Genomic DNA, 26,140 nt, shown 5'->3' on the forward strand with positions numbered 1-26,140 from the left:
TTATTTATTGGTATTAAAATATTAACACTAACATATTATGAATTTCAACAACTTTACTATTAAGTCGCAAGAAGCCATTCAGAAGGCTGTTGAGATAGCCAAAGGTTCAGGCAATCAGGCCATAGAACCGGTGCATTTGCTTAAAGGGCTTATGACTGAAGGCGATTCGTTGATGCAGTTCATCTTTCAGAAGGTAGGCGCCAACATGGGAGTTGTGATGTCGCAGGTCGACCGTGGCATCGCTTCCGAGCCGAAAGTTTCGGGCGGCGAGCCTTACCTCAGCCGTACATCCAACGATGTGCTGCAGAAAGCTCTTGACATTGCCAAGAAACAGGGCGACCAATACGTGACGCTTGAGGCGATATTGCTTGCAATATTCTCGATCAAGAGTCAGGCATCGCAGATTCTTAAGGATGCGGGCCTTACCGAGCATGAGCTTGCCGCCGCCATCGAGGAGTTGCGCAAGGGCAAGAAGGCTAACGATCAAAGCGCCGAGGACACTTATAACGCTCTCAGCAAATATGCCGTTAACCTTAATGAACGTGCTCGCTCGGGAAAGCTTGACCCGGTTATTGGCCGTGACGATGAAATACGCCGCGTGCTGCAGATTCTTAGCCGACGCACCAAGAACAACCCGATGCTTATCGGTGAACCCGGTACCGGTAAAACCGCTATTGCCGAAGGTCTTGCCCACCGTATAGTGCGTGGCGATGTCCCCGAGAATCTGAAAAACAAGCAGATTTTCTCGCTTGACATGGGTGCGCTTGTTGCAGGTGCCAAGTATAAGGGTGAGTTTGAGGAACGATTGAAGGCTATAGTCAATGAAGTGACTCAGAGCGATGGCGACATCATTCTGTTTATCGATGAGATTCACACATTGGTTGGTGCCGGAAAGGGTGAAGGCGCGATGGATGCCGCTAACATATTAAAACCTGCACTTGCACGTGGTGAATTGCGAAGCATCGGTGCCACTACGCTTGACGAGTATCAGAAATATTTTGAAAAGGACAAGGCTCTTGAACGCCGATTCCAAAAAGTAATGGTCAACGAGCCCGATGAGATGAGTGCTATATCGATTCTTCGTGGATTGAAGGAGCGTTATGAAAATCACCATCAGGTGCGCATCCGCGATGAGGCGATTATAGCCGCCGTTCAGCTTTCGGAGCGTTACATAACCGACCGTTTCCTCCCCGACAAGGCTATCGACCTTATCGACGAGGCTGCGTCGAAGTTGCGACTTGAACGCGACTCGGTGCCTCAGGCTCTTGACGAGATTACGCGTAAGATTGCCCAGCTTGAGATTGAGCGTGAGGCAATTAAGCGTGAAGGCGATAAAGTAAAGATAAAGGATATCGAGAAGGAGCTTGCCGACCTGCGTGATGTCGAGAAGGATTTCAAGGCTAAATGGCAGTCGCAGAAGGAGCTCATAAATCGCATCCAGCAGAATAAAATCGACATGGAGCAACTCAAGTTTGAGGCCGACAAGGCTGAACGTGAGGGCGATTATGCAAAGGTTGCCGAAATCCGTTACTCCAAGATTCAGGAGAAGGAGAAGGAAAACGAGCGCATTCAGCTTGAGTTGAATGAGATGTCGGGCGAAAAGTCGTTGATTAAGGAGGAGGTTGACTCCGACGATATTGCCGATGTCGTTTCGCGCTGGACCGGAATTCCTGTAAGCAAGATGGTGCAGAGTGAGAAGGAGAAATTGCTGCATCTTGAAGAGGAACTGCACAAGCGTGTCGTAGGACAGGAAGAGGCCATTGCCGCCATTGCCGATGCCGTGCGTCGCAGTCGTGCCGGACTTAACGACCCCCGTCGTCCTATCGGATCATTCATATTCCTTGGTACCACCGGTGTGGGAAAGACGGAGCTTGCAAAGGCACTTGCCGAATATCTGTTTGATGACGAGAACATGATGACCCGTATCGACATGAGTGAGTATCAGGAGAAGCACACTGTGTCGCGACTCGTTGGAGCGCCTCCGGGATACGTTGGATATGATGAAGGCGGACAACTCACTGAGGCAGTGCGTCGCAAACCATACTCAGTCGTGCTGTTTGACGAGATAGAGAAGGCTCATCCCGATGTGTTCAACATCCTGTTGCAGGTTCTTGACGACGGTCGATTGACCGATAACAAGGGTCGTCTTGTCAATTTCAAGAATACGATAATCATCATGACCTCCAATATGGGTTCGCAGGTTATTCGTGAGAACTTTGCCGATATCAACGATGACAACAGGCAGGAGGTTATTGAGAAGACCAAGGTTGAGGTTCTCGACATGCTTAAGCAGACAATTCGTCCTGAATTCCTTAACCGTATCGATGAGATAATCATGTTCACGCCTCTTAACGAGCGTGAGATTGAGGAGATTGTCGGTATTCAGGTGAGTGGCATCAGAAAGATGCTTGCCAAGAATGGCGTTCAGCTTGAAGTGACTCCCGAAGCATTGTCGTTCCTTGCCAAGGAGGGATATAATCCTGAATTCGGTGCCCGTCCTGTGAAGCGAGTGCTTCAGCGCATGGTGCTCAACCGTCTTTCAAAGGACATACTTGCTCAGAAGGTCGACCGCGAGCATCCTATAATTATCGATTACAAGGATGACGATCTCGTGTTCCGCAATTGATTAAAATAAATCAGTGATATGAAAATGCCGGCACGGTCTTGAAAAGATTGCGCCGGCATTTTATGTTTACAGGCTAATCTTTTAATGTTTTGAAATAAGGATTGATTGTTTAAACATAATTATATCTGGATTGTTCTAAGTATATGAAATTCACTATTTAATGCTAACTATTATGAAAAAATTGTTTTATTTGTTGTTCGCTTTGCCGTTGTTGCTGATATCTTGTGACGACGACAACAAGCTTCCCGACATTCAGATGAATGTGGAAATTTCAGGGGCAACCAAGTCTGACGGGGTTTTGTATATTGTGCAGGGAGAAACACTAACAATCGACAAGATCACTGTTTCGTCAACATCAGCCACTAAAGGCATAGCGCTTGGCGGAGCCACATACTACTGGGACTACTATCCTGTAGCCACTACTAACACCGTACCTTATACGATGTCTATCGAAACCGGTAATGCACCTGTCGGTAATCACCTTCTTCAGATTGAGTGCCCGGTATTTGCCGTTGACTACAGCGCAGCTGTAGCTGTATTGACTTATAAAGTTAAGATTGTTGAGTCGGCCGATGAGATTCCTTCGCCTGATGCACCTGCACCCGAAACTCCTGAGGTAAAGGCTCAGTAAAAGCTGATTGCTACTTAATTAGACTATAAAGACGCAAAGGGCCGGCATGTTTATTGTCGGCCCTCGGTGTGTTATATGGGCAGTTGCGACTTGATTTCGTCGAGTTTAACAAGTTTGCTTACTATTGCGTAAATTGTAAGGCCTGCCGGCGAGTGAATCTGTAGCTTTGACGCTATATTGCGGCGGTGGGTCATGACCGTGTTTACCGATACATTCATCTCGGTGGCAATCTCCTTGTTTGACAACCCTTTGACTATGCCAGTTACGACATCCTTTTCACGTTGGCTGAGAACCTTTTGTCCTTCATCGCTTTCTTCCTCAAGAAGTTGCGACAGTGTGGCCGTTATTGTGTCGATTGAGTCGTAAATCGATATGGTCTTGTCGTAGACTCGGACTGTGCCAACGGGCAGGGCGGTATTGTAGACGGCAATGATGAACATCCTCGATGGCGATGTCGATTTAAGCTCCTTGACTTTTTGTGCGTTTATTGTAAGTGGATCGACTATCAGGATCAAAGGCTTCAGTTTATTGAGCTGTTCATCTATCCTTTCCGGGTCGATCTCCTTTACGGTTACGTGTATGTTGCGCAGTTTGGCGAGAATCGCGGCAAGGCCGGTCGTGACGATGACCGATGATGATGCTATGGCTATGTCAACGTGCTTCATCGCGATTGTGCTGTTGTTGCAGTTCGATCATTGTTACCAATGGTATAAGTATATGATTCTCAATGTCCTTGTGGGTGTCCAAGTCCTCCTCGGCGTTGTATATGTCGACAAGCACGTCATACATTCGGTTGGGCATCGAGGTGGTATAGAAGCGGAGTATGATGTTTTTCAGTTCGCTTAGCTTTTCACCCACTTCATCATGGTGGCGTTGGAATGTGTGTATGCTGTAGTTTGATTTTTCCCCTGCCATTAGAGCCTTGATGTGGGGGAAAACCTTGGTTTCTTCATATTTGAAGTGCCTCTTCACCTCTTCGAGATAACTGTCAAAGAATGAAATTATGGCAGGGTTTATGTCATTATGACACTCGTCGAGAGCGTTGAGCAGGTTCTGCCTGATGTGCGGGAACTTGTAGCCGAGGAAATAGTTGTGACTGTTGTGCAGAAAGTCGACAATTGCAGCGGGCGACACCTTTTCAAGTCGCTCCGAGTCGATTTTGCCGGTCATTATGAAGTTGATTATGAATAGAAATACATCGGTGTCGATGTCGTTTTCACGGCACACTTCGTCAATGTACTTGCTTTGGAAACCGAGAGGAATTCCGAATCGGCTGAGGATGGGCAGAATGTTGTAATCTTCCTTGACAAGGTCTATAACACTGTCTTTTCCTGTAAATTGTCTTACGAGTTTCATAACGGCTCAAAGTTAGTAATAAATCATGACCGCAGCAAATTTTATTAAGAAAGATTCTAAATAACGGTGAATGTCGTAAAAATGAACTATCTTTGCTTTAGCAATTTATATTTAACAGTCATGGTCGAAGATAAGTTAAGTGAACTTTATTGCAATTATTCGGGGCATCGTCCCTACTCGGTAGTGCTGCTTCCCGGTGCCGGATCCAACAGGCGCTACTATCGTCTTGGCCCTGATCCGTCGCTTATAGGAGTGGCCGGAACTTCAAGAAATGAGAATGAGGCGTTCATATATCTGAGCAAACACTTTTCGGAAAAGGGATTGCCGGTGCCGCGTGTATATGCTCACAGCGACGACATGATGACCTACATTCAGGATGACCTGGGCTCATCCTCGTTGTTTGATGTCATTGCTCCGGGACGGTTAAACGGAGAGTGGAATGACGGGATTGTAGCGCTTCTTGAGAAAGCCGTAAGGGTTCTTCCCGATTTTCAGTGGAAGGGTGCCGAGGGACTCGATTTCAGCCGATGCTATCCAGTAGACTCAATGAACAAGCGGGCTGTAATGTGGGACTTGAATTATTTCAAGTACTATTTTCTAAAAACCTCGGGAGTAGAGTTTGACGAGGACAAGCTTGAGGACGATTTCGACCGATTGGCATCCTATATAGTTTCACTTGATACCGGCACGTTCATGTATCGTGACTTTCAGTCGCGCAACGTGATGACTCTTTACGGTCAACCATGGTTTATTGACTTTCAGGGAGGCCGACGGGGGCCGTATCATTACGACATAGTGTCGTTCCTTTGGCAGGCCAAGGCCAATTTCCCCGATTGGCTTCGCGAGCGACTGCTTGATGTCTACATTGAATCGGCGTCGCGTTACATCGCGATTGACAGGCGTCGTTTTGATGAAGAGTTGCGTTGCGTGAGGTTGCTGAGGATTCTTCAGGTGCTGGGCGCTTACGGATTCCGTGGGCGTATAGAGCGCAAGCCTCATTTCCTGCAGAGCATTCCCAAGGCTCTTGAAAACTTGCGTGAGCTGTTGACCGAGCCGCTTGATGAATATGCCTATCTCAACAGCGTGCTTAATAAGCTGGTAAAGGAAGAAGCGACAGATGAAGCTTACGACGGATTGACAGTGAAGGTGGCGAGCTTCGGATTTCGCAAGCATGGCATTCCTGAGGATAATTCGGGCAACGGAGGCGGATTTGTGTTTGATTGCCGCGCTATACACAACCCCGGCCGTTACGATGATTACAAGTTGTTGACAGGTCTTGACCGAGAGGTGATTGAGTTCCTTGAAAGGGATGATGACATGCACCGCTTCCTGGAGCATGCTTTTGCCCTTGTCGATGCATCGGTTGAGCGTTACATCAAGCGTGGCTTCCAACATCTGATGGTGAGTTTCGGATGCACCGGCGGCCAACATCGTTCGGTCTACAGTGCCGAGCGCATGGCCCGTCATCTTCATGAGAAGTACAATGTCAGGATTGTGGTCGACCATATAGAGCAGAATGTGCATAAAGTGATAAATCCGAAATAGATCAATCGATGAAAGCTATGATATTTGCGGCGGGGCTTGGAACACGCCTGCGTCCAATCACTGATAATAAGCCCAAAGCTCTTGTAGAGGTTGGGGGAGTGCCCATGTTGCGTCGTGTAATTGAGAACTTGAAGCGTTATGAAATTGATGAGATTGTAGTCAATGTGCATCATTTTCCCGACCGTATAAAAGAATATCTTTCAGTTAACGACAACTTTGGTGTCAAGTTGCACATAAGCGATGAAAGCGACAAGCTGTTGGATACGGGAGGCGGCATATTGAAAGCTCGTGAGTGGCTTGACGGCGATGAACCGTTTCTCGTACATAACGCCGACATATTGACCGATGTCGACCTGGGAGAGATGATTCAGCGTCATCGCGAATCGGATGCTGATGCAACGCTCCTTGTTGCACAACGCACGACATCAAGATATTTGTTGATGGACAACGTTATGAGGATGCATGGATGGGCCAATGTTAAAACCGGAGAGGTGAAGCCCGCCGAAGTAGATATGGCCGATTACAGGGCCTATGCATTCGGAGGGGTACACATTGTGTCGCCGTCGCTGTTTGACGACTTGGAGCGATACGGGCGCAAAGCCGATGTCTTTTCAATAATGCCTTTCTATATTGAGGCTTGTGGCGCAAAAAAAATAGCAGGCTATGAACCTGCTATTGATTATAATTGGTTTGATATAGGCAAGCCTGAAACTTTAAAGTCGGCTTGCGAGTGGGTCAAAGATTCTCTTTAAGATATTTAGCCACTTTATCGGGTGTGGGATTCACTGCAACAATTATGCCGTTGGCATCGATGAGATATGTGCCGCCGGCCGCATTGGAGATGCGGTACTTTGTCCATATCTGATTCTTGTCGTTGAGCTCGACGAGATTGATCCACGGGTAACCGTCCTTCGCGATAGCCTTTTCCATATCTTCGGTGTTATTCTCCTCGCGGGCTACTCCTACAACAGTGAAACCTTTGTCCTTATAAGCTTCATATAGTGGAATTATTTGCTTTGAGTTTACGCGACAAGGACCGCACCATGAAGCCCAAAGGTCAAGTAATGTGACTTTGCCTTTGGCAAGCGAGGAGAGTGTCATCTCTTTTCCGTTAAGGTCGGGAGCCGAGAAGTCGATGAAATGCGTTCCGGGGTTAATGCTTCCGGACGATGCGATTGTCGCCAGTTCCAATGAATAGGGATGTTCTGGTTCCCACCCGGCATAGCACTCATTGTAGGCCTCGACTATATCGTCAATTTTGTTTCCGCTGTATATCGCGAGGCTCTTCAATATGCTTAGTCCGGGAATCGACTTATGAGTTTTGGCATAGTCGATTTTCCATTTGCGAATATTGTCACTTATTGCAAGTTCTTGGTCATTGATTGCATTGCCTTCGGGGGTGTATTGTTTCTTGATGTTCTCCAATGAATCACGTTTATGATATAACGCATTACGCATCTCAGGCGTTGTGTCATCCCGCGACAGTTGATCCATAAGCTCCATGTATTCGTCGGTGAACAATTTATTCTCATTGAATAATGAATCCATCAGAGCGTTTGTAGAGTCAAAGGCATTGGCGAAAAGAGTGCGGCGCTTATTATTATAATCATTCAGGATTTCGTTCATTTCACCTCCCTTTATATCTATTTTAGGCTGGTCGCCATCATGGGTGACGATTATGTCGACATCGTTGTTTTCGGCAATGAAGTCAAGGTTGTAAAAAGCGGATTGACGATATTCATTACCATTGATAAGACTATATGTTTCAGGCCAATCGCAATACAAGTCATAGTGGAATTTACCGTTGTTGACGGGAATTACTACAAACATTGATATCGGCATTTCTCCTTCTTTTTTCAATATGAAGTTTGAGCAGTTGGCATCGTCGGTTGTGCCGGATATGTGGCAGTGTATTTTGCTCTTGATTGGATTTTGGCCCAATTGAATTCCCGATATTTTGAATCCGTTTTCACTGCCCTCGGCAAAATTTATGATTGAATCATTGGCTTCAAGAGGAGCAAATTTCAAGACCAATGGAACGGAACCGGATTCAGGCATATAACATTCTTCGCCGAGTGTATATCCATAGGACGCCAATACCGGATATTCCCGACCCGATTGTTGTCCGATTATTTTAGTGCCTTTATCAAGCGCCACCCAGTAATTGGGTCGACTATAGAAGCTTCCGTTTATTATAGTAGCCGTGTCGCTCAACAATATCGAATTTATATTGAATGACATTGTATTCTTTTCGGAATATCGCGGCTGATCAATCAATTTCGTTTCAGCATATGCATTTGCTGTTAATGATGTCAAGGCCAGTGAAATTAATAATGTTTTCATTTGTGATGATATTAATGATTGGGATTATATTATTGTAGACGCATACATCGGCATAAAGTTACAGGGATTTTTACATGCCGTGGATTTATTAACAACATTTAACCTCGTTATCTTACTACCACCTTATGGCTTGTGCCGTCGACAATTACAATGTATATTGTTGCCGGAAGCCCCGATGTGCCATGAATGCGTTGTCCCGATATGTTAAATATGTCAAGCTCCCGATAATCGCCTTCTATAATTATCTCTCCTATTCCGCCGTAGACATTGACTTGAGGCGTTACATCGTCGATTATCTCTTCAATGTCGGTCATGCCCGCTGTTCCGTATACGGCGTATGCTCCGGCGGGTAACGTGACACTTTTGCCCGACAGTGACGGTTCTACACCATAGCTTGCGCTGAGCAGATGATATTGAGCCGCATCCTTGGCAAAGGGAACATCGATGGCCTTGCTTCCTGTGATGTTGGGGTTCACTATGCAGTATAGTTCATCGGTGCCGTTGGATAGTTTTATGGTTCGTCCGTTGGCCCAATTGCTTTCGTCGCATGACATAACCGTGGTTACGCCTTCTTTAAACATCTGCGGGTTGCCGTTGCGTATTGCACACAGTTCGCTGTAGGATTGCTTCAGTCCGGCACGGTCGGGGTCGTTGAGATAGTTCCACACCACTTTCTTGGGTGATGTGTTATTAGAGCCGTCGCTGTTCTTGGTGGTTTCATCGGCTCCGAACTCCTGGAACTGCCATATCATGTGTGCTCCGGGCGACATCAGCATCATTGCAGCTACCGAGCCGAGTCGTCGCATTGTCATAGCGACATTGCCTTTTATACCGGTGTTGCCCCATTGTTCGCATTTGTAGGCCATGCGCTCTTCGTCATGGCTTTCGGAATAGGATACGGTTGAGCCCCAGATGCGGTTGTCGTCGAGCGGAGCGTAAAATCGGTTGAGATTGGAGCCGCTTTGCCATCCCATCGCAAATTGACATGAAGCATTGTTGATATTGGCCCAGTTGGTTTCATTGTCCTCAGCCATTTCATTCTCCTCCTTAGCTCCCGCGAGATCTTCGTTGATGAAGTAGGCGTCGGGCTTTACGGTGCGCATTGCGTCGTGCAGCTCCTTCATGCGTGCTACTCGGCTGGCGTTGTAGGCATTGGTCTTATCTTCGGTTACGCCCGACCATGTGTTGGTCGACTGGTCGTAGGTGGCGTTGTAGCTTTGGTTGGAACCAAGACCTTTCACGAGGTCAAATCGGAATCCGTCGGCATTATAGCTGGTGAGCCAGTAGATGAGAGCATCCTTGAATTGCTGCTGCACAAGCTGATTGTCCTGATTCCAGTCGTTGAGGACACTGTAGGAGTGGGGTGCGGTTCCGTTGTAGAACGGATTGCGGTCTATGTCATACATGCGGTACCAAGGGTGAAGTCCGTCACTTTGGTTGAACACGACATCGAGAATCACCGCCATGCCACGTTCATGTATGGCATCCACGAGTTTTCGATAGTCATCGGGTGTTCCGTAAGCTTTGTCGGGGGCGAAATAGAAATTAGGGTTATATCCCCAGGAGTTGTTGCCGTTGAACTCCATTACGGGCAGAAGTTCTATGGCATTCACTCCGAGTTCTTTAAGATAATCAAGTTTTTCCATGACTCCGGCTATCGTGCCGTTGCCGAGCGATTGACCTTCAGTGCCGTTGAAGTCACGTATAAGAAGCTCGTATATGACCAATGCGCTTTGGTCGACGCCTTTGAAATTCTTTATCTTCCACTCATAATCGTTTATCGACGAATTATAGACGGCAAGAGGCACATCGCTAACTTTGTCCGATGGATAGGGCGGTATGTCGGGAAATACGGTGGGGGAGATGTAGCGGTCGTTCCACGGGTCGAGGACAAGATTGGCATACGGGTCACCCACCTTGTATTGTCCGTCGACAAGGTAGTAGTAGGGATAATCGGTGTCGGCGGCAAGTCCGCTTATGGTAGCCCAGAAATAGCGATTGCCGTTATAGTCCTGATAGTGCATCGGTTGGGAAGTAGCTATGTCGTATTCGTTCCAAGAGCCGACGATCAGCACATTGGACTTGTCAGGCGCTGCAAGACAGAATGTCACGCTGCCGTCAGAGTTGGCTTTTGCACCCATTTGCGGTATACCGCCGGGATAATCGGTTTGAGTCGATTGACCGAGATAGGATATCGTAGAGGTCTGCGTTGCAGTCTTTGTCCCCGATGTCGCGCGGGCGATTACATTATATGTGCCCGGAGTGTTTATTGCAATCGTTTTGGTCAGTGTCGTAGCGTTCTTTGCCGACGCTACGGGCGAGGATGTCGTTGAATTTAAGTATATGTCGATGTCGGCCGATGATGTTGTCGTTGCCGTGAATGTGATGTCGCGAGCCTGTGTTATGTATTCACTTTCGGCCGATGATGTAAGTGTAAGCTCAAATTCATTGTCCTGAACCACATTTACGAATATGTCACCCCCGGCGGCAGTCTTTCCCTCTTTTGAGCCGTTGGCGTTACGGAACACAAAGGCGAGTTTTTCCACTTCAACGGCATTGGTTATCCCGTAATACTCGTTGATTCCGGGTATTGTCAGCTGCCATGTGTTGGCCGACACATAGGATAGCTTGTATTTGGCGCTATTGTCAAGCCATTGTGGAGCGTATTCCCATTTTGTAGAGCCTTTTCTTATAATTCCTGTGTGGGCATATACCGGAGTTGACGAAGTGAGCCCCATCAGGCCTTTGTTGCCTTGGTCGGCGTGAAATGTGATTACAATCGGATTGCTTGAACGTTGCACGATTGTCGGCGAAGTGGTTATGAGCTGAGCGTTTGCAGCATGGCAGGGCAATAATATTATTGCCAGAAGCAGATAGTAGAGATGTTTCATTCAAAAAATCGCTATAAAAGAAATAATTTACAAATTTGCACATATTTTTTGACTTCTCAAGGCTGTGTGATGTGTTATTGAACATATAAGGAATGAAAAAAGGAGGCTGCCATCGGCGCCTCCTTTATATTAATCAAGTTTGTGTTGTTGTTACAGAAGGTTTATCGAGCGCTTGATGAATTCGCTCAAGTCATGACCCTTCAGAAGTCCGTTGCCGAGCAGGGCAAGGTCGATAAGCTGCTTTACTACCGGTTGAGTTGCCGCATATTGGCCTATTATCTCGGTTTCTTCTTTGCGCAGTTTGTCGGCTTCGCCTTCAAGCTCCGAAACCTTCTTGTTGTCATCGTCGCTTAATTTGCCGTCCTTTGCCGCTTCACGTATTGTCGTGATTTCGGCATTGGTCTTATCGATTGACGAAGTTATCGGGCTTATCTTTTCGGCAATTGATTTATCGGCATCGTCACGAATCTGCTTGATGAGCTTATGCTCGGTGTTGACAATCAGGTTGTAGCTGTCGGGGAGTTCGCTGTAGAAGCTCATTCCGGGCTGCATTGCCGCCATGTCCTTCATGCGTCGCATATACTCGTTCTGAGTGATTACGAGCGGAGCGGCGTCGGCTGAAAGCGATTCAAATGAAACGAGGAATTCGGCCTTGTCGACAGCGGGAATCTGTGAACGGAATACATTTGTAAGGATGTTGCGTTGTGCAGCTGTCAAGTCGTCGGCTTTTTTATCTTCCTTGCGGATAAGATTGTCAACTACATCAGAGTCGACACGAACGAAGTGCGACTTCTCAAGCGTCTGCTCAAGCAATCCGATGAAGTGGCTGTCGAGCTGTCCGTCCATTAGCAATACATCGTAGCCCTTGTCGGTTGCTGCAGTGATGTAGTTGTACTGAGCGGTCTTGTCAGTGGCATAGAGATATATGATGTTGCCTTCCTTGTCGGTTTGGTTGGCCTCGATGAGGGTTTTGTATTCGTCAAGGGTGTAGTATTTGTCATTGGTGTCCTTGACGAGGACAAATTTCATAGCGGCATCGCGGAATTTTTCATCAGTCAGCATGCCGTATTCGATGAATACCTTTATGTCGTCCCACTTGCTTTCGTATTCTTCACGATTGTTCTTGAATATCTCCTCAAGGCGTTGAGCGACTTTCTTGGTGATGTAGGATGATATCTTCTTCACTGCGGTGTCGCTTTGCAAATAAGAACGCGATACGTTCAAAGGAATGTCGGGAGAGTCGATCACACCCTGCATCAGCATCATGAATTCAGGAACTACGCCTTCAACCGAGTCGGTCACAAACACCTGATTGCAATAGAGCTGGATGCGGTTGCGAGAGATGTCTATGTTGTTCTTGATTTTCGGGAAGTAGAGTATTCCTGTCAAAGTGAAGGGGTAGTCTACATTCAGGTGAATCCAGAACAGAGGATCATCCTGACCGGGATAGAGCTCGCGATAGAAGTTGCGGTAGTCGTCGTCGGTAAGGTCGGCCGGCTTTTTAGTCCATGCGGGTTCGGTGTTGTTTATTACTTTGTCGCGGTCGGTGTCGACATATTTTCCGTCCTTCCACTCCTGTTCTTTTCCTGAAATTACGGGCACGGGCAGGAATCGGCAGTACTTTTTCAACAGAGTGTCGATGCGTGATTGCTCAAGAAACTCCTTGTTTTCGTCGTCGATATAAAGCACGATGTCGGTACCGCGCTCCTTCTTCTCAATCGGCTCCATTGAGTATTCGGGAGAACCGTCGCATACCCAGTTTACGGCTTCGGCACCTTCTTTATAGGAGAGTGTGCGTATTTCAACCTTCTTGGCCACCATGAAAGCCGAATAGAATCCGAGTCCGAAGTGTCCGATTATATTTTCGGCCTTGTCCTTGTACTTGGCAAGGAACTCCTCGGCTCCCGAGAATGCTATCTGGTTTATATATTTTTCGATATCGTCGGCTGTCATGCCTATACCGTGGTCGCTTACGGTCAGTGTTCCGGCTTCCTTGTCGACAGTCACTTTTACATTCATATCGCCAAGCTCGCCTTTGAATTCACCGAATGACGACAGTGTTTTCAGCTTGTTGGTGGCATCGATGGCATTGCTCACGAGTTCGCGGAGGAATATCTCATGGTCGCTATAGAGAAACTTTTTGATTACGGGGAAAATATTTTCGGTAGTTACCCCGATTTTACCTTTTTGAGTACTCATATATAATTATGATTTAAAACAATTCTATTACAATAACACATTACAAATAAAATGCCACTTTTAAAATGTGACATTTTATCATATAAATTGTTAAGCGATGTGACATTTTTGCACTGCCACTATGACCGTTTGGTAATTTTTATGATGAAATAAAGTATTTAAGAGCCAGTTCGACAATAAATATTAACGGCAGGGCGGTCAATTGTTGAGTGATTTTCTTTAGCTCTTGAGGGAGCGATGGGGTTCCATCGTGACCGAAAGAGATGAAGAAAAACGCCAACGAGTGGCCGAGGCGAAGGTAACTTTCGCCCTATCAAATATCGGGGCAGCATCTTCCGCTGACATCCGGTGTAAACCAGATATGCAATAGCTGTGAATATCTTATAGATGTCTGTCCGTTCCTTTCCATGGAAGCCTGACAAAAACTTACGGATGCGCTTCCGCCGACAATGCTTAAACTTTATTTTCATGGAGCCAATGATTTATGTTGCTGAGATATAACACAAATCAAACCTTTTCCCTTTTGGTTGAACCGAAATTACCATCGCCTCGCATATTGCGGGCGATTTTTGGTCTGTTTGTCAGTCGTGTACATCCAGTACACTCCTTCCTCGCAGACCAAAAATCGCTCCGCACTATGCGACCCTGCCGTTAATGTTTATTGTCGAACCGGCTCTAATTTCATAACGGCGACTGTTAACGATGCATCGAGGCTATTGTAAATCGGTTTTTATGTTTATCTTTGTACGGAAAAATGTAAACAAAGCTCAAAAATATCTTATGAAAATTTATTCAGCCATAGTGCTTGCTGTCGGTATCGTGTTCGGGGGAGCTGTCAATGCCCAGACGAATGCGAATAAAATGATGATTGATGCGAATAAGAATCTTGACGCCAAGGAGTATGTCACGGCACGTTACAGATATGTCCAGGCCTGCAATGCCTACCTGACATCCAATAATATGCCCGGAGCTGTGAAGGCGGCAGTGAACGCCAGCGCGTTATATCACCGTGAGAATTATTACAAAGAGGCGTTTGAACTGCTCGGACGAGTTGAGATGTCGCTGAACAAGCTTGAACAGGACAATGGTCGGCCGATGCCTGCCGAACATTATGACTTGAACAAGGAGCGGTTTAAGATGTACATGAAGCTTAAAAATTCGGCTCGTGCGCGTGAACAGCTCGATAAGATGGAGGGCAACCTGAAGGGGCTTTCCAACGACTCTCTTATGACCGACCTCATGTCGGAGCAGGCCGGATACTATTATACATTCGGACAGAATGACCGTGGTGATGCCGCCATGAAGAAGCTGATAGCACGCTATCAGGGTCAGAAAGATTATGACAAGATTGCCGAGTGCTACCGAAATTTGATTGGCACGGCATTGAAGTCGGGCAACTCGCGTCTTGTGGCGCGAAGCTACGACAATTACATGCTGTGGACCGATTCGGTCAATAAGATCAAGTCAAATGAAGAACTTGCCGAATTGCAGGCAAAATATAACAGTGCACTTAAAGAGATAGATGAAAAGGAGAGTGCCATAACTTCGCGCAAGGCCGTTATCGTAACATTGTGCATAGCGCTCGCCATTCTTGCCGCAGCACTTGTTTTCGGTGCCATAATCCTGTTGCGTTACATTGCGCTTACCCGCAAACAGAAGAAAGCCATAATTGTGGCAAATGAACATAACGAGCTGAAGACCCGATTCATAAGCAATATATCGGCACAAATGGAGCCTACGCTCGACACCCTTGATCAGAAACAGCCCGGTGTCAAGGCCCTGCATGAATTTTCGGAACACATTCAGGAGTTGTCGTCGCTTGAATCATCACTTGGCGAGGCCTACGAATTGCAGGATGTCAATATATTAAATTTCTGTGAGGAGATAATGGATGGAATCCGTGACCGCATTAAGCCCGGTGTAACGCTTAGCGTCAATGCTCCTAAAATGAATATCAAGATCGCTCCGGAGCCGCTGACCCATGTGTTGAATCACCTGCTTAACAATGCCGCTCTTTACACTCCAGAGGGAGGCAAGATATCGCTTGAATTTAAAAAGCGCGGCGCTCACACCCATCAGTTCATCGTAACCGACAACGGTGCCGGAATCCCTGAAGAGATACGCCAGCAGATTTTCCGCCCGTTCAGCGAAGTGCGCAATCTCACCGAAGGCGATGGACTGGGTCTGCCCATCTGCTCGTTGATGGCAATAAAGATGAACGGCAAGTTGTCGCTTGACGATTCGTTTAACCATGGCGCAAGATTTGTGCTTGAACTCCACTCATGATGAAGGTCGGTGAAGCGGGACGATTCCTGCAGTGGAGTCTTGTAGTGCTGTTCGGCACACTGACTCTAATGACAATGGGGCTCACGGAGCTTGTCCCGCTCTCCGATTGGATGATAAGAGCCCTCGGCATAGTTGCATTGGTGGCATTGCCGGCAACAGCTTACGGATTTGTGAGGGTATATAAAGAAAAGCGCGATTCTCGATGACGGGAATCGCGCTTTTTTATGCAGGAGTGGAATGGATTATTCGTTTACCGAATCAGATGACGATGGCTCTTCGGTGCGAATTTCGGTTACAATCTTGTCATTGTCCTTGTCGTAAGTGACATAAATGAGATTGCCCGGATTGACCGATGCGTTGATTATCATCTCGGCAAGTTCGTCTTCAAGATATTTCTGGATGGCACGCTTCAGCGGGCGAGCTCCAAACTGGGTGTCGTAACCTTTTGATGCGATGAAGTTCTTGGCCTCCTCCGTAATCATCAATCGGTAGCCCAATGATTCGACACGCTTGTAGAATCCGGCGAGTTCGATGTCGATAATCTTAAATATCGCCTCCTTGTCGAGCGCGTCAAACATCACAATGTCGTCGACTCGGTTCAGGAATTCAGGTGAGAAGGCCTTGTTCAAGGCTTTCTGTATTATGCCGTGTGAAAACTCCTTGTCGACTTCGCGAGTGGTGAATCCTACACCCGAACCGAAATCCTTCAGCTGTCGGCTTCCTATGTTGGAGGTCATGATTATTATAGTGTTCTTGAAGTCGACACGACGGCCGAGGCTGTCGGTAAGACGACCTTCGTCAAGAACCTGCAACAAAAGGTTGAACACATCGGGATGCGCCTTCTCGATCTCATCCAGCAGGACGACAGAGTAGGGGTGAGTGCGTACTTTCTCGGTGAGCTGTCCGCCCTCCTCGTATCCAACGTATCCCGGAGGTGCTCCCACGAGTCGTGACACGGTGAATTTCTCCATGTATTCGCTCATGTCGACGCGAATCAGAGTGTCGGCTGAATCAAACAGATATTCGGCCAACTTCTTGGCAAGGTGGGTCTTTCCGACTCCGGTGGGGCCAAGGAACATGAACGTGCCTATGGGCTTGTTGGGATCCTTGAGGCCTACGCGGTTTCGTTGTATCGCTTTTACAATCTTGTCTATAGCGGCATCCTGACCGATGATTGCACCTTTCAGTTTCGGCCCCATTTCACGCAATCTTATGCCCTCGGCCTGGGCTATGCGCTGCACCGGGACACCTGTCATCATGGCCACAACTTCGGCCACTCGCTCCTCGTCGACAGTTTCGCGCTGAGAGTTCATCTGGGCTTCCCATTTGCGCTTGGCTTCATCAAGTTCAATTTTGAGGCGATGCTCCTTGTCGCGGAATGATGCTGCATTTTCGAAGTTCTGTGACTGGGCGGCCTTCAGCTTGTTGGCATTGGCTTCGGCAATTTGTTCCTCAAGACGCTCTATCTCTTTTGGAACGACTATGTTGGTGACATGTACGCGTGAACCTGCCTCGTCAAGGGCATCAATCGCCTTGTCGGGGAAGTTTCGGTCGCTCACATATCGGTCGGTCAATTTTACGCAAGCCTCTATTGCATCGGGTGTGTAATTGACATTGTGGTGCTCCTCGTATTTATCTTTTATGTTGTTGAGAATGATGAGTGTTTCCTCGGGTGAAGTGGGTTCAACCATCACCTTTTGGAAACGACGCTCAAGAGCACCGTCCTTTTCTATGTTTTTGCGATATTCGTCGATTGTCGTCGCGCCTATGCACTGTATTTCTCCTCGGGCGAGGGCGGGTTTCAGCAAATTGGCGGCATCCATCGAGCCCGATGCGTTTCCAGCACCTACTATAGTGTGCAGCTCGTCGATGAACAGGATTATGTCCTTATTCTTTGAAAGCTCGTTTAGTATCGCCTTTATGCGCTCCTCAAATTGTCCGCGATATTTCGTGCCGGCTACGATTGACGCCATGTCAAGTGATATCACACGCTTGTCAAAGAGGATGCGTGACACTTTACGTTGCACGATGCGCAGAGCAAGTCCTTCTACTATTGCCGATTTGCCTACACCGGGTTCGCCTATAAGCACAGGATTGTTCTTCTTGCGACGGCTTAGAATCTGGGCGAGGCGTTCAATTTCGACCTCTCGTCCTATAACAGGGTCAAGACGGCCTTCTTCGGCGGCGCGTGTCATGTCATTGCCAAATTTGTCGAGGACCGGTGTGTCATTCCCGCGTTTTGGCGCCGATGACGGGCGCTGCGGGGCCTCGGGACGGTCGCTGCTGAAGGGTTCTTCCTCGTCATCGTCGTCATCATCGGTGAACGATGCACCCATTTGAGGCGCATCGGCCACATTGGCGAGAAGACGGTAGAGAGCCTCATAGGTTACGCCCGCGTCACGGAACATACCCATGATTTCAAGATTCTGAACTTCGCTGTTGTGAAATATTGCGAGAAGCAAGTGTTCCGAATCGACTATGTTGCTTTTCAGCATTCGGGCTTCAAGTACGCTCAATTTGATTATGCGGTTGGCCAAGTCGCTGACTGTAAGCATCTCGGTGCTATCCGGTTGCTCATAGAGGCTGTTGTCGAGAGCATCGCGCAGCTGATACATCATGTCGGCGCTCAACAGCTTTTGGAGCGTCTGGAATGCGTGGCTTTCATTCTTGGACATGATTGCAAGCAAAAGATGCTCGGCCTTTATCATTGAACTGTTGTGTCGGGTTGCCTCAATGCGGCTTTGGTCAAGCACATACTTTAATTCATTAGAAAAATTAGTGTCCATGTAATAAATCAGTATATTTTCATTAAAGTTACTACAATAATTGTGCCAAAAACGACTACTTCAGGCAAATTATAGCACTTCAACATAATTTAAACAATCACTGAATTAAAATTACTCATTTTCTCGTAAAAAATATTTATCTTTGTATAAAATTTAACGTATATACCCTTATCGGATGTAAAGCGATTCTATTCGTTTTGTAGCTCGGGTATTATGCATATTACTAACAAGACTTTTATATGCTGGACGAAGACAGAATTCTGAAAATTGATATCGAAAGTGAAATGAAGTCGGCCTACATTGACTATTCAATGTCGGTGATTGTGTCACGTGCGCTGCCTGATGTCAGGGACGGCTTGAAGCCGGTACAGCGTCGTGTGCTATATGGAATGAACGAGATGGGTAACACATCGGATCATCCTCATAAGAAGTCGGCCAACTGTGTAGGTGAGGTTATGGGTAAATATCACCCTCACGGCGACTCATCTATATACGGTACGGTTGTGCGAATGGCTCAGGATTGGGCTATGCGTTATCGATTGGTCGATGGTCATGGAAACTTCGGTTCCATCGACGGTGACGGAGCGGCCGCAATGCGTTACACCGAGGTAAGACTCGAGCGCATAGGCGAAGAGATGTTGAGTGACATAAATTCGGAAACGGTCGATTTTCAGCCAAACTATGACAATTCACGACTTGAGCCTACAGTGCTTCCTACACGTATCCCCAACTTGCTCGTAAACGGAACATCGGGTATCGCCGTAGGTATGGCTACCAACATGCCGCCTCACAATCTTACCGAGTCATTGAATGCGGCAGTGGCGTTGATCGACGACCCCGAACTTTCAATTGAGGGGCTTATGCACTACATCAAGGCTCCCGATTTCCCCACCGGCGGTACGATATACGGATATAACGGTGTTAAGGAGGCTTTTGAAACAGGTCGTGGACGAATCGTGATTCGTGCAAAGGCTGAAATTGAGTCGGAGGCCAATCACGAGGACATTATCATAACCGAGCTTCCTTATAATGTAAACCGTGCCGAGCTTATCGAGTATATAGCCAATCTTGTAAATGAAAAGAAGATTGACGGCATTGCCGATATAAACGATGAGAGCGACTATAAGGGAATGCGCATCGTGATTCGCCTGAAGAGCGATGCCAACTCAAACGTTGTACTCAATAAGCTCTATAAGATGACGGCTTTGCAGTCATCGTTCAGCGTCAACAATGTGGCAATCGTTAACGGGCGTCCCAAGACATTGAATCTAAAGCAAATTCTTGAGGCGTTCATTGCCCATCGTCACGATGTGGTAATCCGTCGCACAAAATTTGAACTCAGAAAAGCCGAGGAGCGCGCTCATATATTAAAGGGCCTTATTATCGCATCGCAGAATATTGATGAGGTGATAAGCATAATCAAGGCTTCGGCCAATCAGGATGCGGCTCGACAGGCACTTGCCGAGCGATTTGATCTGTCGGAACCTCAGACTGCTGCAATCGTTGCCATGCGACTTGGCCAGTTGAGCGGACTGGAGCAGGACAAGCTTCACGCCGCTTACGAGGAGATTATAGCCCGTATCGCTGAATTGAACCTTATATTGAGCGACGACCACGTGTGCCGCGAACTTATAAAGAAAGAGCTTATAGAGATTCGTGACAAATATGGTGACAAGCGTCGTACCGATATCGATTACATGGCAGGTGACTTCAATGCCGAGGATTTCTATGCCGATGACGACATGATAATCACCATATCGCACATGGGTTACATAAAGCGAACCGCATTGAGTGAATTCCGCGCACAAAACCGCGGCGGTGTAGGTTCACGAGGCAGCGATACACGCGATGAGGATTTCATTGAACACATATATCCTGCTTCGATGCATAATTATCTGCTGTTCTTCACCCAGAAGGGACGCTGTTACTGGCTTAAGGTTTACGACCTGCCCGAAGGTGCGAAGAACGCCAAGGGCCGTGCCATACAGAATCTGCTCAACATCGAGCCTGATGATGCTGTGAATGCAGTAATCCGAATCAAGAAGCTCGACGACAAGGAATACGTGACATCGCACAATCTCGTGTTTGCAACAAAACGCGGCATAATAAAGAAGACAAGTCTTGAGGCTTATTCTCGTCCGCGTGCCAATGGAGTGAATGCAATCATAATACGTGAAGGCGACCAGCTGATAGGTGTAGAATTGACCAATGGAAATTCGGAGGTGCTTCTTGCCAACAGAAACGGCCGTGCTATCCGATTCCCTGAGAATAAGGTGCGTGAGATGGGCCGTATGTCGACTGGCGTAAGAGGAATGACCCTTGACGGTGATGAAGATGAGGTTGTAGGCATGATTTGTATGAACGCTGACACCACCAATAACGTTATGGTAATATCGGAAAAGGGATACGGCAAGCGTTCCCCTCTTGAAGACTATCGCGTTACCAACCGAGGTGGAAAGGGTGTAAAGACTATAAACGTTACCGAAAAGACCGGTAAGCTTGTAGCCATAGATGCAGTTAATGACGACAACGACCTTGTCATCATCAACAAATCGGGAATAACACTCCGCATCAAGGTTGCCGACATCAGGGTTCAAGGCCGTGCTACCCAAGGCGTAAGGCTCATAAATCTTGAGAAACGTAACGATGAGATTGCTTCAGTGTGCTGCGTTGACTCAGACCCTGAAGAGGAGATAAATGAAAACGTACTTGTCGATGAGTCGGAACAGACTCCGCTTCCTATTGACATCGAAGAAATAACTGAAATCGATGAATCGGTTGATGACGACGAGCTAACTGAAGAACTTCCTGATGAAGAATAATAAAAACGAATACTTTTTACTAACAAACCATTAATACAAGTATGAAAAAATTAAGTATCTTAGGTCTTTGCCTATTAGCCGTTGCTTCAGCATCGGCTCAGAAGAGCCTTGTAAAGGAGGTTGAAGGTAAGGCAAAAGGTTTCAATGCCGATTATGCCGCAGCTCGCGATCAGTTGAAGCCCGCTTTGACTAACCCTGAATCCAAGGATGAAGCTCAAACATGGTATGTAGCCGGTACAATTGAGTTTGGCGATTATGACGCTATGCTCGGAAAGAAAGCCGTAGGTCAGCAGGTTGATGAACCGAAGATGGGCCGTGCGCTTCTTGACGGTTACAAGTATTACATGACTGCATTCCCTCTCGACACTGTAGTTGAAAAGGATAAAAACGGTTCTCCGAAACTTAACAAGGACGGAAGTCCCAAGACCAAGACCAAATATTCCAAGGACATGGCCAAGAAGCTTGCCGCTCACTATAACGACTATGTAACAGGCGGACAGCTGCTTTGGGATGCCAAGGACTATGCAGGCGCTTATGATGCATGGAACATATACACAACAATGCCCGAAAATAAATCGCTCGGCGAAGAAGCTCCTAAGGCTCCTGCTGATTCGATAGTAGGTGAAATCCTCTATTTCCAGGGCCTTGCAGCATGGCAGGCTGAAAAGCTCCCCGTTGCTCTTGAATCGTTCAATGCCGCTCGCGCAAAGGGTTACAATACACCTTCCCTCTATGACTATGCAATCAGTGTGGCTGCTCAATCGCAGGACAATGATGCAGTAGTTGCTCTTGCACAGGCTGCCAATGACCTTTATGGTGAAACCGATTCAAAGTATCTGACAATCATCATCAACGACAAGATCAACAACGAGAAGTATGATGAGGCTCAGACTCTGTTGGAGAAGGCAATCGCCGTTTCTCCCCAGAATGCCGAACTTTACGACGTTATGGGTATTTTGTATCAGAGCAAGAAGAACTATGACAAGGCCCGCGAATATATCTCGAAGGCTGTTGAACTTGCTCCCGACAATGCAAAGGCACATCTCGACCTCGGACGAGTTATCTATGCTCAGGCTGTGACAATCGACGAGGAGAATCAGAACCTCGAGCAGGCCGAGTACAACAAGCTGAGAGCCGAAAAGATCGACCCAATGCTTAAGGAAGCCGCTCCCTATCTTGAAAAGGCTCTTAACGACGAGAACACTGAGAGCGAAGCTCGCCGTCTGCTTCGCAGCCTTTACTATAGCCTTGGTGATGAAACCAACCTCAAGCGTATCGAGGCTATGTAATAAGTGTGTCATTGACTGACATTATAATATCAGGGGAATCGCAATCGTGCGGTTCCCCTTTTTTATTTCGTGATGTTGCGAATAAATAGTAACTTTGTGCTTAAACAATATCATATTATAATTATAGAGAGATGGCTGACACTATTGCACAATTTGACAATGCTTTGGCTATGTGCCGCGATGTATTCGTCAAGAAACTCAAGGACTACGGTGCTTCATGGCGCATAATGCGACCGGAATCGGTGACCGATCAAATATTCATCAAGGCTACACGTATACGCTCGCTTGAAACCAAAAAGACTTCAAAGGTAGGCGAGGGCATTTTGCCTGAATTCATAGCTATCGTTAATTATGGAGCTATAGCTCTTATCCAGCTTGAACTCGGTTACTGTGATACCGACGACATGGATGTCGACAAGGCCTTAGCTCTATATGACCGTCACGTAGGACGCACGCGCGAACTGATGATTGCCAAGAATCATGACTATGACGAGGCTTGGCGAGGAATGAGAGTACACTCCTATACCGATATAATACTTCAGAAGCTTATGCGCACCAAGCAGATTGAGGATAATAACGGTGTCACCATCATGTCGGAGGGCGTCGATGCCAATTATCAGGATATGATGAACTATGCAGTGTTTGCAATAATCAAGCTTACTGAAGATTAATGGTTATGGACATCAGGACATTCTTTGAGCGGCACAGGACCGTCATTGTATGGATTTTTCGTCTGATTGTCGGTGGCACGTTTATCATTTCAGGACTTGCCAAGATGATAGATGTGTGGGGTTCCATCTACAAGATTGAGCAGTATCTTAATGTGTGGGGAGTGCCTCAACCGCGTTCGATTGTTTTCTTTGTGGCGTTGATGCTGTCGGGTGTCGAATTCATCCTCGGATGCATGCTTGCTACAGGAAGCTACAAACGAGTTTCCGTTTGGGCCATGACTGCACTTATGGCATTCATGTTGCCGTTGACGCTCTACATTGCTATCGATGACCCGGTGCCTGATTGCGGATGCTTCGGCGACTTCCTTGTAATATCCAACACGGCTACGTTCCTGAAAAACGTATTGCTCGTAGCCATGTTGGTCTATCTGCTGTTCAACAATAATAAGGTTAGCGGCCTCTTTTCCACCTATACGCAATGGCTTGAAGGATTCTTGTGTGTCATATATGTGGCTGTCATAGGATTCTTCGGTTACTCGGTTCAGCCCCTTGTCGATTTTCGACCTTATAAGGTGGGAACATCATTGGTGGTTGATGAAGAGAGCGACGACACCGGGCTTGATATTATTTTCGTATATGAGAAGGACGGAAATAGACAGTCATTTTCGGCTGACAATCTGCCCGACAGCACATGGACATTTGTCGACCGTGAAATCGGCTCGAGCAATCTTGTGCACGAGCATGGCGATGGCATAGCAATATATGACGGCGACGATGATGTGACAAGTGAGGTAATTCTTGATGACGGTGAACAGATATTGCTGCTGATACCCGAGATGCACAATATCGACATATCGTCGACCTATCTCATCAATGAAATCGAGCGTTACATCGTTTCTCGCGGAGGTGAGATGATAGGCGTACTTGGCACCAATGATGACGGCCTTGAGCAGTGGCGTGACCTGTCGATGGCCACTTATCCGCTATATACGGCCGATGACACATCAATAAAGGAATTGGCCCGCGGTAATGTCGCCATGGTATATCTTAAGGACGGTATAATCCAATGGAAGCGCACGCTTGTGTCGATTGACAGCGACCTGTTTGCAAGTCCCGACGACAAAACTCTCGACAACCTGCGCTATTCTGGAACAGGATACTTCTGGTTGTTTACGGTAATTTTCATCGGTCTTGAGTTGATTCTGTGGGGAATCGACCGCAGCGGTCATGCAGTTAAATTGCATTTTGCGCGACGAAATCGAAAAAAATGAGTAAATTTGCATAATCATATACCAAAATACTTCAAAATATAATATAAAATGAGAAAGAAAATCGTAGCCGGAAACTGGAAGATGAATACAAATCTCCAGGAAGGTGTGGCTCTTGCCAAGGAAATCAACGAAGCTCTCAAGGCTGCACAGCCCAAGTGTGATGTAATCATCGCTGTTCCTTTCACCCATCTTGCATCTATAAACGCAGTAATCGACCCCGCCAAGCTTGGCCTTGGTGCTGAAAACTGCGCAAATCATAAGTCAGGTGCCTACACAGGTGAGGTTTCAGCTCCCATGGTTGCTTCTACCGGAGCTACTTACGTTATTCTCGGTCACTCGGAGCGTCGTCAATATTACGGCGAAACTTCCGAAATCCTGAAGGAGAAAGTTGCTCTTGCTCTTGAGAACAATCTTACTCCTATCTTCTGCATCGGCGAAGTACTTGAGGAGCGCGAAAATGGAACTTACAACGAAGTTGTTAAGAAGCAGATCGAAGAGGCTCTCTTCAATCTTTCAGCTGAGGATTTCGGCAAGATCATCCTTGCTTACGAACCCGTTTGGGCAATCGGTACAGGCAAGACTGCAACCGACGACCAGGCCGAGGACATGCACGCATTCATCCGCGGCGTGATTGCCGACCGTTACGGAAAGGAAGTCGCTGAAAACACTTCAATCCTTTACGGTGGAAGCTGCAAGCCTTCAAATGCTCCCCAGCTTTTTGCAAAGCCCGATGTCGACGGTGGTCTTATAGGTGGCGCATCACTTGAATGCGGCTCATTCATGGGCATTGTAAATGCATTTTAATCGTTGACACGATAAACTTTATTAAGCCTCCTGTCGAGCACAGCTTTACAGGAGGCTTACTTTATTCCCGAAACAGTGCCGTAATCTCGCGAATTCTCCGTATATTTGCAACCGAATTATAATTGAGAAATAAAGTGAAGCTACGCACTTACATATCAATGATGATGCTTGGCGGAATCATTATGGCGGCAAACGCCGACAATGATACTCCGGTGAGTCAAGCGCCTATTGTCGGTCACATAATTTCCGACAGTACCGTAACTCTTACCATTCCTGATGCGCTTTTGTTGCGATTGCAACCCGTTGAGTCGCATGAAAGCGAAACCGTGCGTCCAGTTAACGGTAAAATGGGTGGTTATCGCATTCAGGTGTTTTCCGACAACAATGCACGTACGGCTAAGGGTGAGGCTCGTACTCGAGCCAGAAATGTGAGTGCCCGCTTTCCGCAGTATCCTACCTATGTTGTATACAATTCTCCGTTTTGGAGATTGAGAGTAGGAAATTTCCGTACACAGGAGGAGGCTAACGAAGCGGCTCAGGAATTGAAAGAAGCTTTCCCGAGTTATATGCGTGAAATCCGTGTGGTCCGTGACCGCATAGTTGTATCGTCGGGCGAATAA

The 26,140-nt window shown here is 47.1% G+C and carries 18 protein-coding genes; 12 read left to right on the forward strand and 6 right to left on the reverse strand.

The genetic code is table 11. The features are described 5' to 3' along the window. Positions 1-37 precede the first annotated feature (37 nt). Together clpB and E5354_RS01630 are read left to right on the forward strand one after the other, a co-directional pair. Positions 38-2,626 (forward strand): ATP-dependent chaperone ClpB, encoded by a 2,589-nt coding sequence (gene clpB / locus E5354_RS01625; RefSeq protein ID WP_135946187.1) that lies wholly within the window; start codon positions 38-40, stop codon positions 2,624-2,626. Between the two features lie 172 nt (positions 2,627-2,798). Then, positions 2,799-3,257, forward strand: coding sequence for a hypothetical protein (locus tag E5354_RS01630; protein WP_135946188.1), 459 nt, complete (start codon positions 2,799-2,801; stop codon positions 3,255-3,257). Between the two features lie 71 nt (positions 3,258-3,328). On the opposite strand, the gene E5354_RS01635 is transcribed toward E5354_RS01630, so the two are convergent. Both E5354_RS01635 and E5354_RS01640 read right to left on the reverse strand, forming a co-directional pair. Beyond that, on the reverse strand, positions 3,329-3,922 hold the full coding sequence (locus tag E5354_RS01635) for a LuxR C-terminal-related transcriptional regulator (protein WP_135946189.1): 594 nt from the start codon (positions 3,920-3,922) through the stop codon (positions 3,329-3,331). Continuing rightward, complete coding sequence (locus tag E5354_RS01640) at positions 3,909-4,613, reverse strand: hemerythrin domain-containing protein (protein ID WP_123396600.1); 705 nt, start codon at positions 4,611-4,613, stop codon at positions 3,909-3,911. Before E5354_RS01640 ends, E5354_RS01635 begins: the two co-directional genes overlap by 14 nt. A gap of 120 nt (positions 4,614-4,733) precedes the next feature. On the opposite strand from E5354_RS01640, the gene E5354_RS01645 reads away from it, so the two are divergent. Both E5354_RS01645 and E5354_RS01650 read left to right on the forward strand, forming a co-directional pair. Next, positions 4,734-6,158 carry a phosphotransferase gene (locus E5354_RS01645; protein WP_135946190.1) on the forward strand — a complete coding sequence of 475 codons (1,425 nt, stop codon included), beginning with the start codon at positions 4,734-4,736 and terminating at the stop codon, positions 6,156-6,158. A gap of 8 nt (positions 6,159-6,166) precedes the next feature. Beyond that, complete coding sequence (locus tag E5354_RS01650; protein ID WP_123396602.1) at positions 6,167-6,910, forward strand: nucleotidyltransferase family protein; 744 nt, start codon at positions 6,167-6,169, stop codon at positions 6,908-6,910. Here E5354_RS01650 and E5354_RS01655 read toward each other — a convergent pair. The 3 genes from E5354_RS01655 to htpG all read right to left on the reverse strand — a co-directional run bounded on the left by E5354_RS01655 (position 6,894) and on the right by htpG (position 13,591). Beyond that, on the reverse strand, positions 6,894-8,399 hold the full coding sequence (locus tag E5354_RS01655; protein ID WP_168353792.1) for a TlpA disulfide reductase family protein: 1,506 nt from the start codon (positions 8,397-8,399) through the stop codon (positions 6,894-6,896). The two genes, E5354_RS01650 and E5354_RS01655, sit on opposite strands and share 17 nt — an antisense overlap. A gap of 209 nt (positions 8,400-8,608) precedes the next feature. Further along, complete coding sequence (locus E5354_RS01660) at positions 8,609-11,392, reverse strand: alpha-amylase family glycosyl hydrolase (RefSeq protein WP_135946191.1); 2,784 nt, start codon at positions 11,390-11,392, stop codon at positions 8,609-8,611. A gap of 150 nt (positions 11,393-11,542) precedes the next feature. Beyond that, positions 11,543-13,591, reverse strand: a complete 2,049-nt coding sequence (htpG, locus tag E5354_RS01665) for a molecular chaperone HtpG (RefSeq protein WP_135946192.1) — start codon at positions 13,589-13,591, stop codon at positions 11,543-11,545. Positions 13,592-14,371: 780 nt separating this feature from the next. Between htpG and E5354_RS01670 the strand changes: the two genes are divergently transcribed. Together E5354_RS01670 and E5354_RS01675 are read left to right on the forward strand one after the other, a co-directional pair. Next, positions 14,372-15,877: a sensor histidine kinase gene (locus tag E5354_RS01670; protein WP_123396606.1), complete on the forward strand. Its 1,506-nt coding sequence runs from the start codon at positions 14,372-14,374 to the stop codon at positions 15,875-15,877. Next, positions 15,874-16,083 carry a hypothetical protein gene (locus tag E5354_RS01675; protein WP_123396607.1) on the forward strand — a complete coding sequence of 70 codons (210 nt, stop codon included), beginning with the start codon at positions 15,874-15,876 and terminating at the stop codon, positions 16,081-16,083. The genes E5354_RS01670 and E5354_RS01675 overlap by 4 nt, the downstream gene beginning before the upstream one ends. A 36-nt stretch (positions 16,084-16,119) precedes the next feature. Here E5354_RS01675 and E5354_RS01680 read toward each other — a convergent pair whose 3' ends face one another. After that, positions 16,120-18,663 carry an ATP-dependent Clp protease ATP-binding subunit gene (locus E5354_RS01680; RefSeq protein ID WP_135946193.1) on the reverse strand — a complete coding sequence of 848 codons (2,544 nt, stop codon included), beginning with the start codon at positions 18,661-18,663 and terminating at the stop codon, positions 16,120-16,122. A 239-nt stretch (positions 18,664-18,902) separates the two neighbouring features. Here E5354_RS01680 and gyrA point away from each other — a divergent pair, with 239 nt between their 5' ends. The 6 genes from gyrA to E5354_RS01710 all read left to right on the forward strand — a co-directional run bounded on the left by gyrA (position 18,903) and on the right by E5354_RS01710 (position 26,140). Continuing rightward, entirely contained in the window at positions 18,903-21,485 is a 2,583-nt protein-coding gene (gyrA, locus tag E5354_RS01685) for a DNA gyrase subunit A (protein ID WP_135946194.1), read from the forward strand. A 41-nt stretch (positions 21,486-21,526) separates the two neighbouring features. Beyond that, entirely contained in the window at positions 21,527-22,774 is a 1,248-nt protein-coding gene (locus E5354_RS01690; RefSeq protein WP_123396610.1) for a tetratricopeptide repeat protein, read from the forward strand. Positions 22,775-22,905: 131 nt separating this feature from the next. Then, positions 22,906-23,445, forward strand: a complete 540-nt coding sequence (locus E5354_RS01695) for a DUF1599 domain-containing protein (protein ID WP_123396611.1) — start codon at positions 22,906-22,908, stop codon at positions 23,443-23,445. A 5-nt stretch (positions 23,446-23,450) separates the two neighbouring features. Beyond that, positions 23,451-24,716, forward strand: a complete 1,266-nt coding sequence (locus E5354_RS01700) for a BT_3928 family protein (protein ID WP_168353793.1) — start codon at positions 23,451-23,453, stop codon at positions 24,714-24,716. 48 nt (positions 24,717-24,764) lie between these two features. After that, a complete protein-coding gene (tpiA, locus tag E5354_RS01705) occupies positions 24,765-25,520 on the forward strand; it encodes a triose-phosphate isomerase (RefSeq protein WP_123396613.1) in 756 nt (251 codons plus the stop codon). A 134-nt stretch (positions 25,521-25,654) separates the two neighbouring features. Beyond that, on the forward strand, positions 25,655-26,140 hold the full coding sequence (locus E5354_RS01710) for an SPOR domain-containing protein (protein WP_135946195.1): 486 nt from the start codon (positions 25,655-25,657) through the stop codon (positions 26,138-26,140).

The sequence above is a fragment of the Muribaculum sp. NM65_B17 genome (assembly GCF_004793735.1).
GTDB classification, from domain to species: Bacteria; Bacteroidota; Bacteroidia; order Bacteroidales; family Muribaculaceae; genus Muribaculum; species Muribaculum gordoncarteri.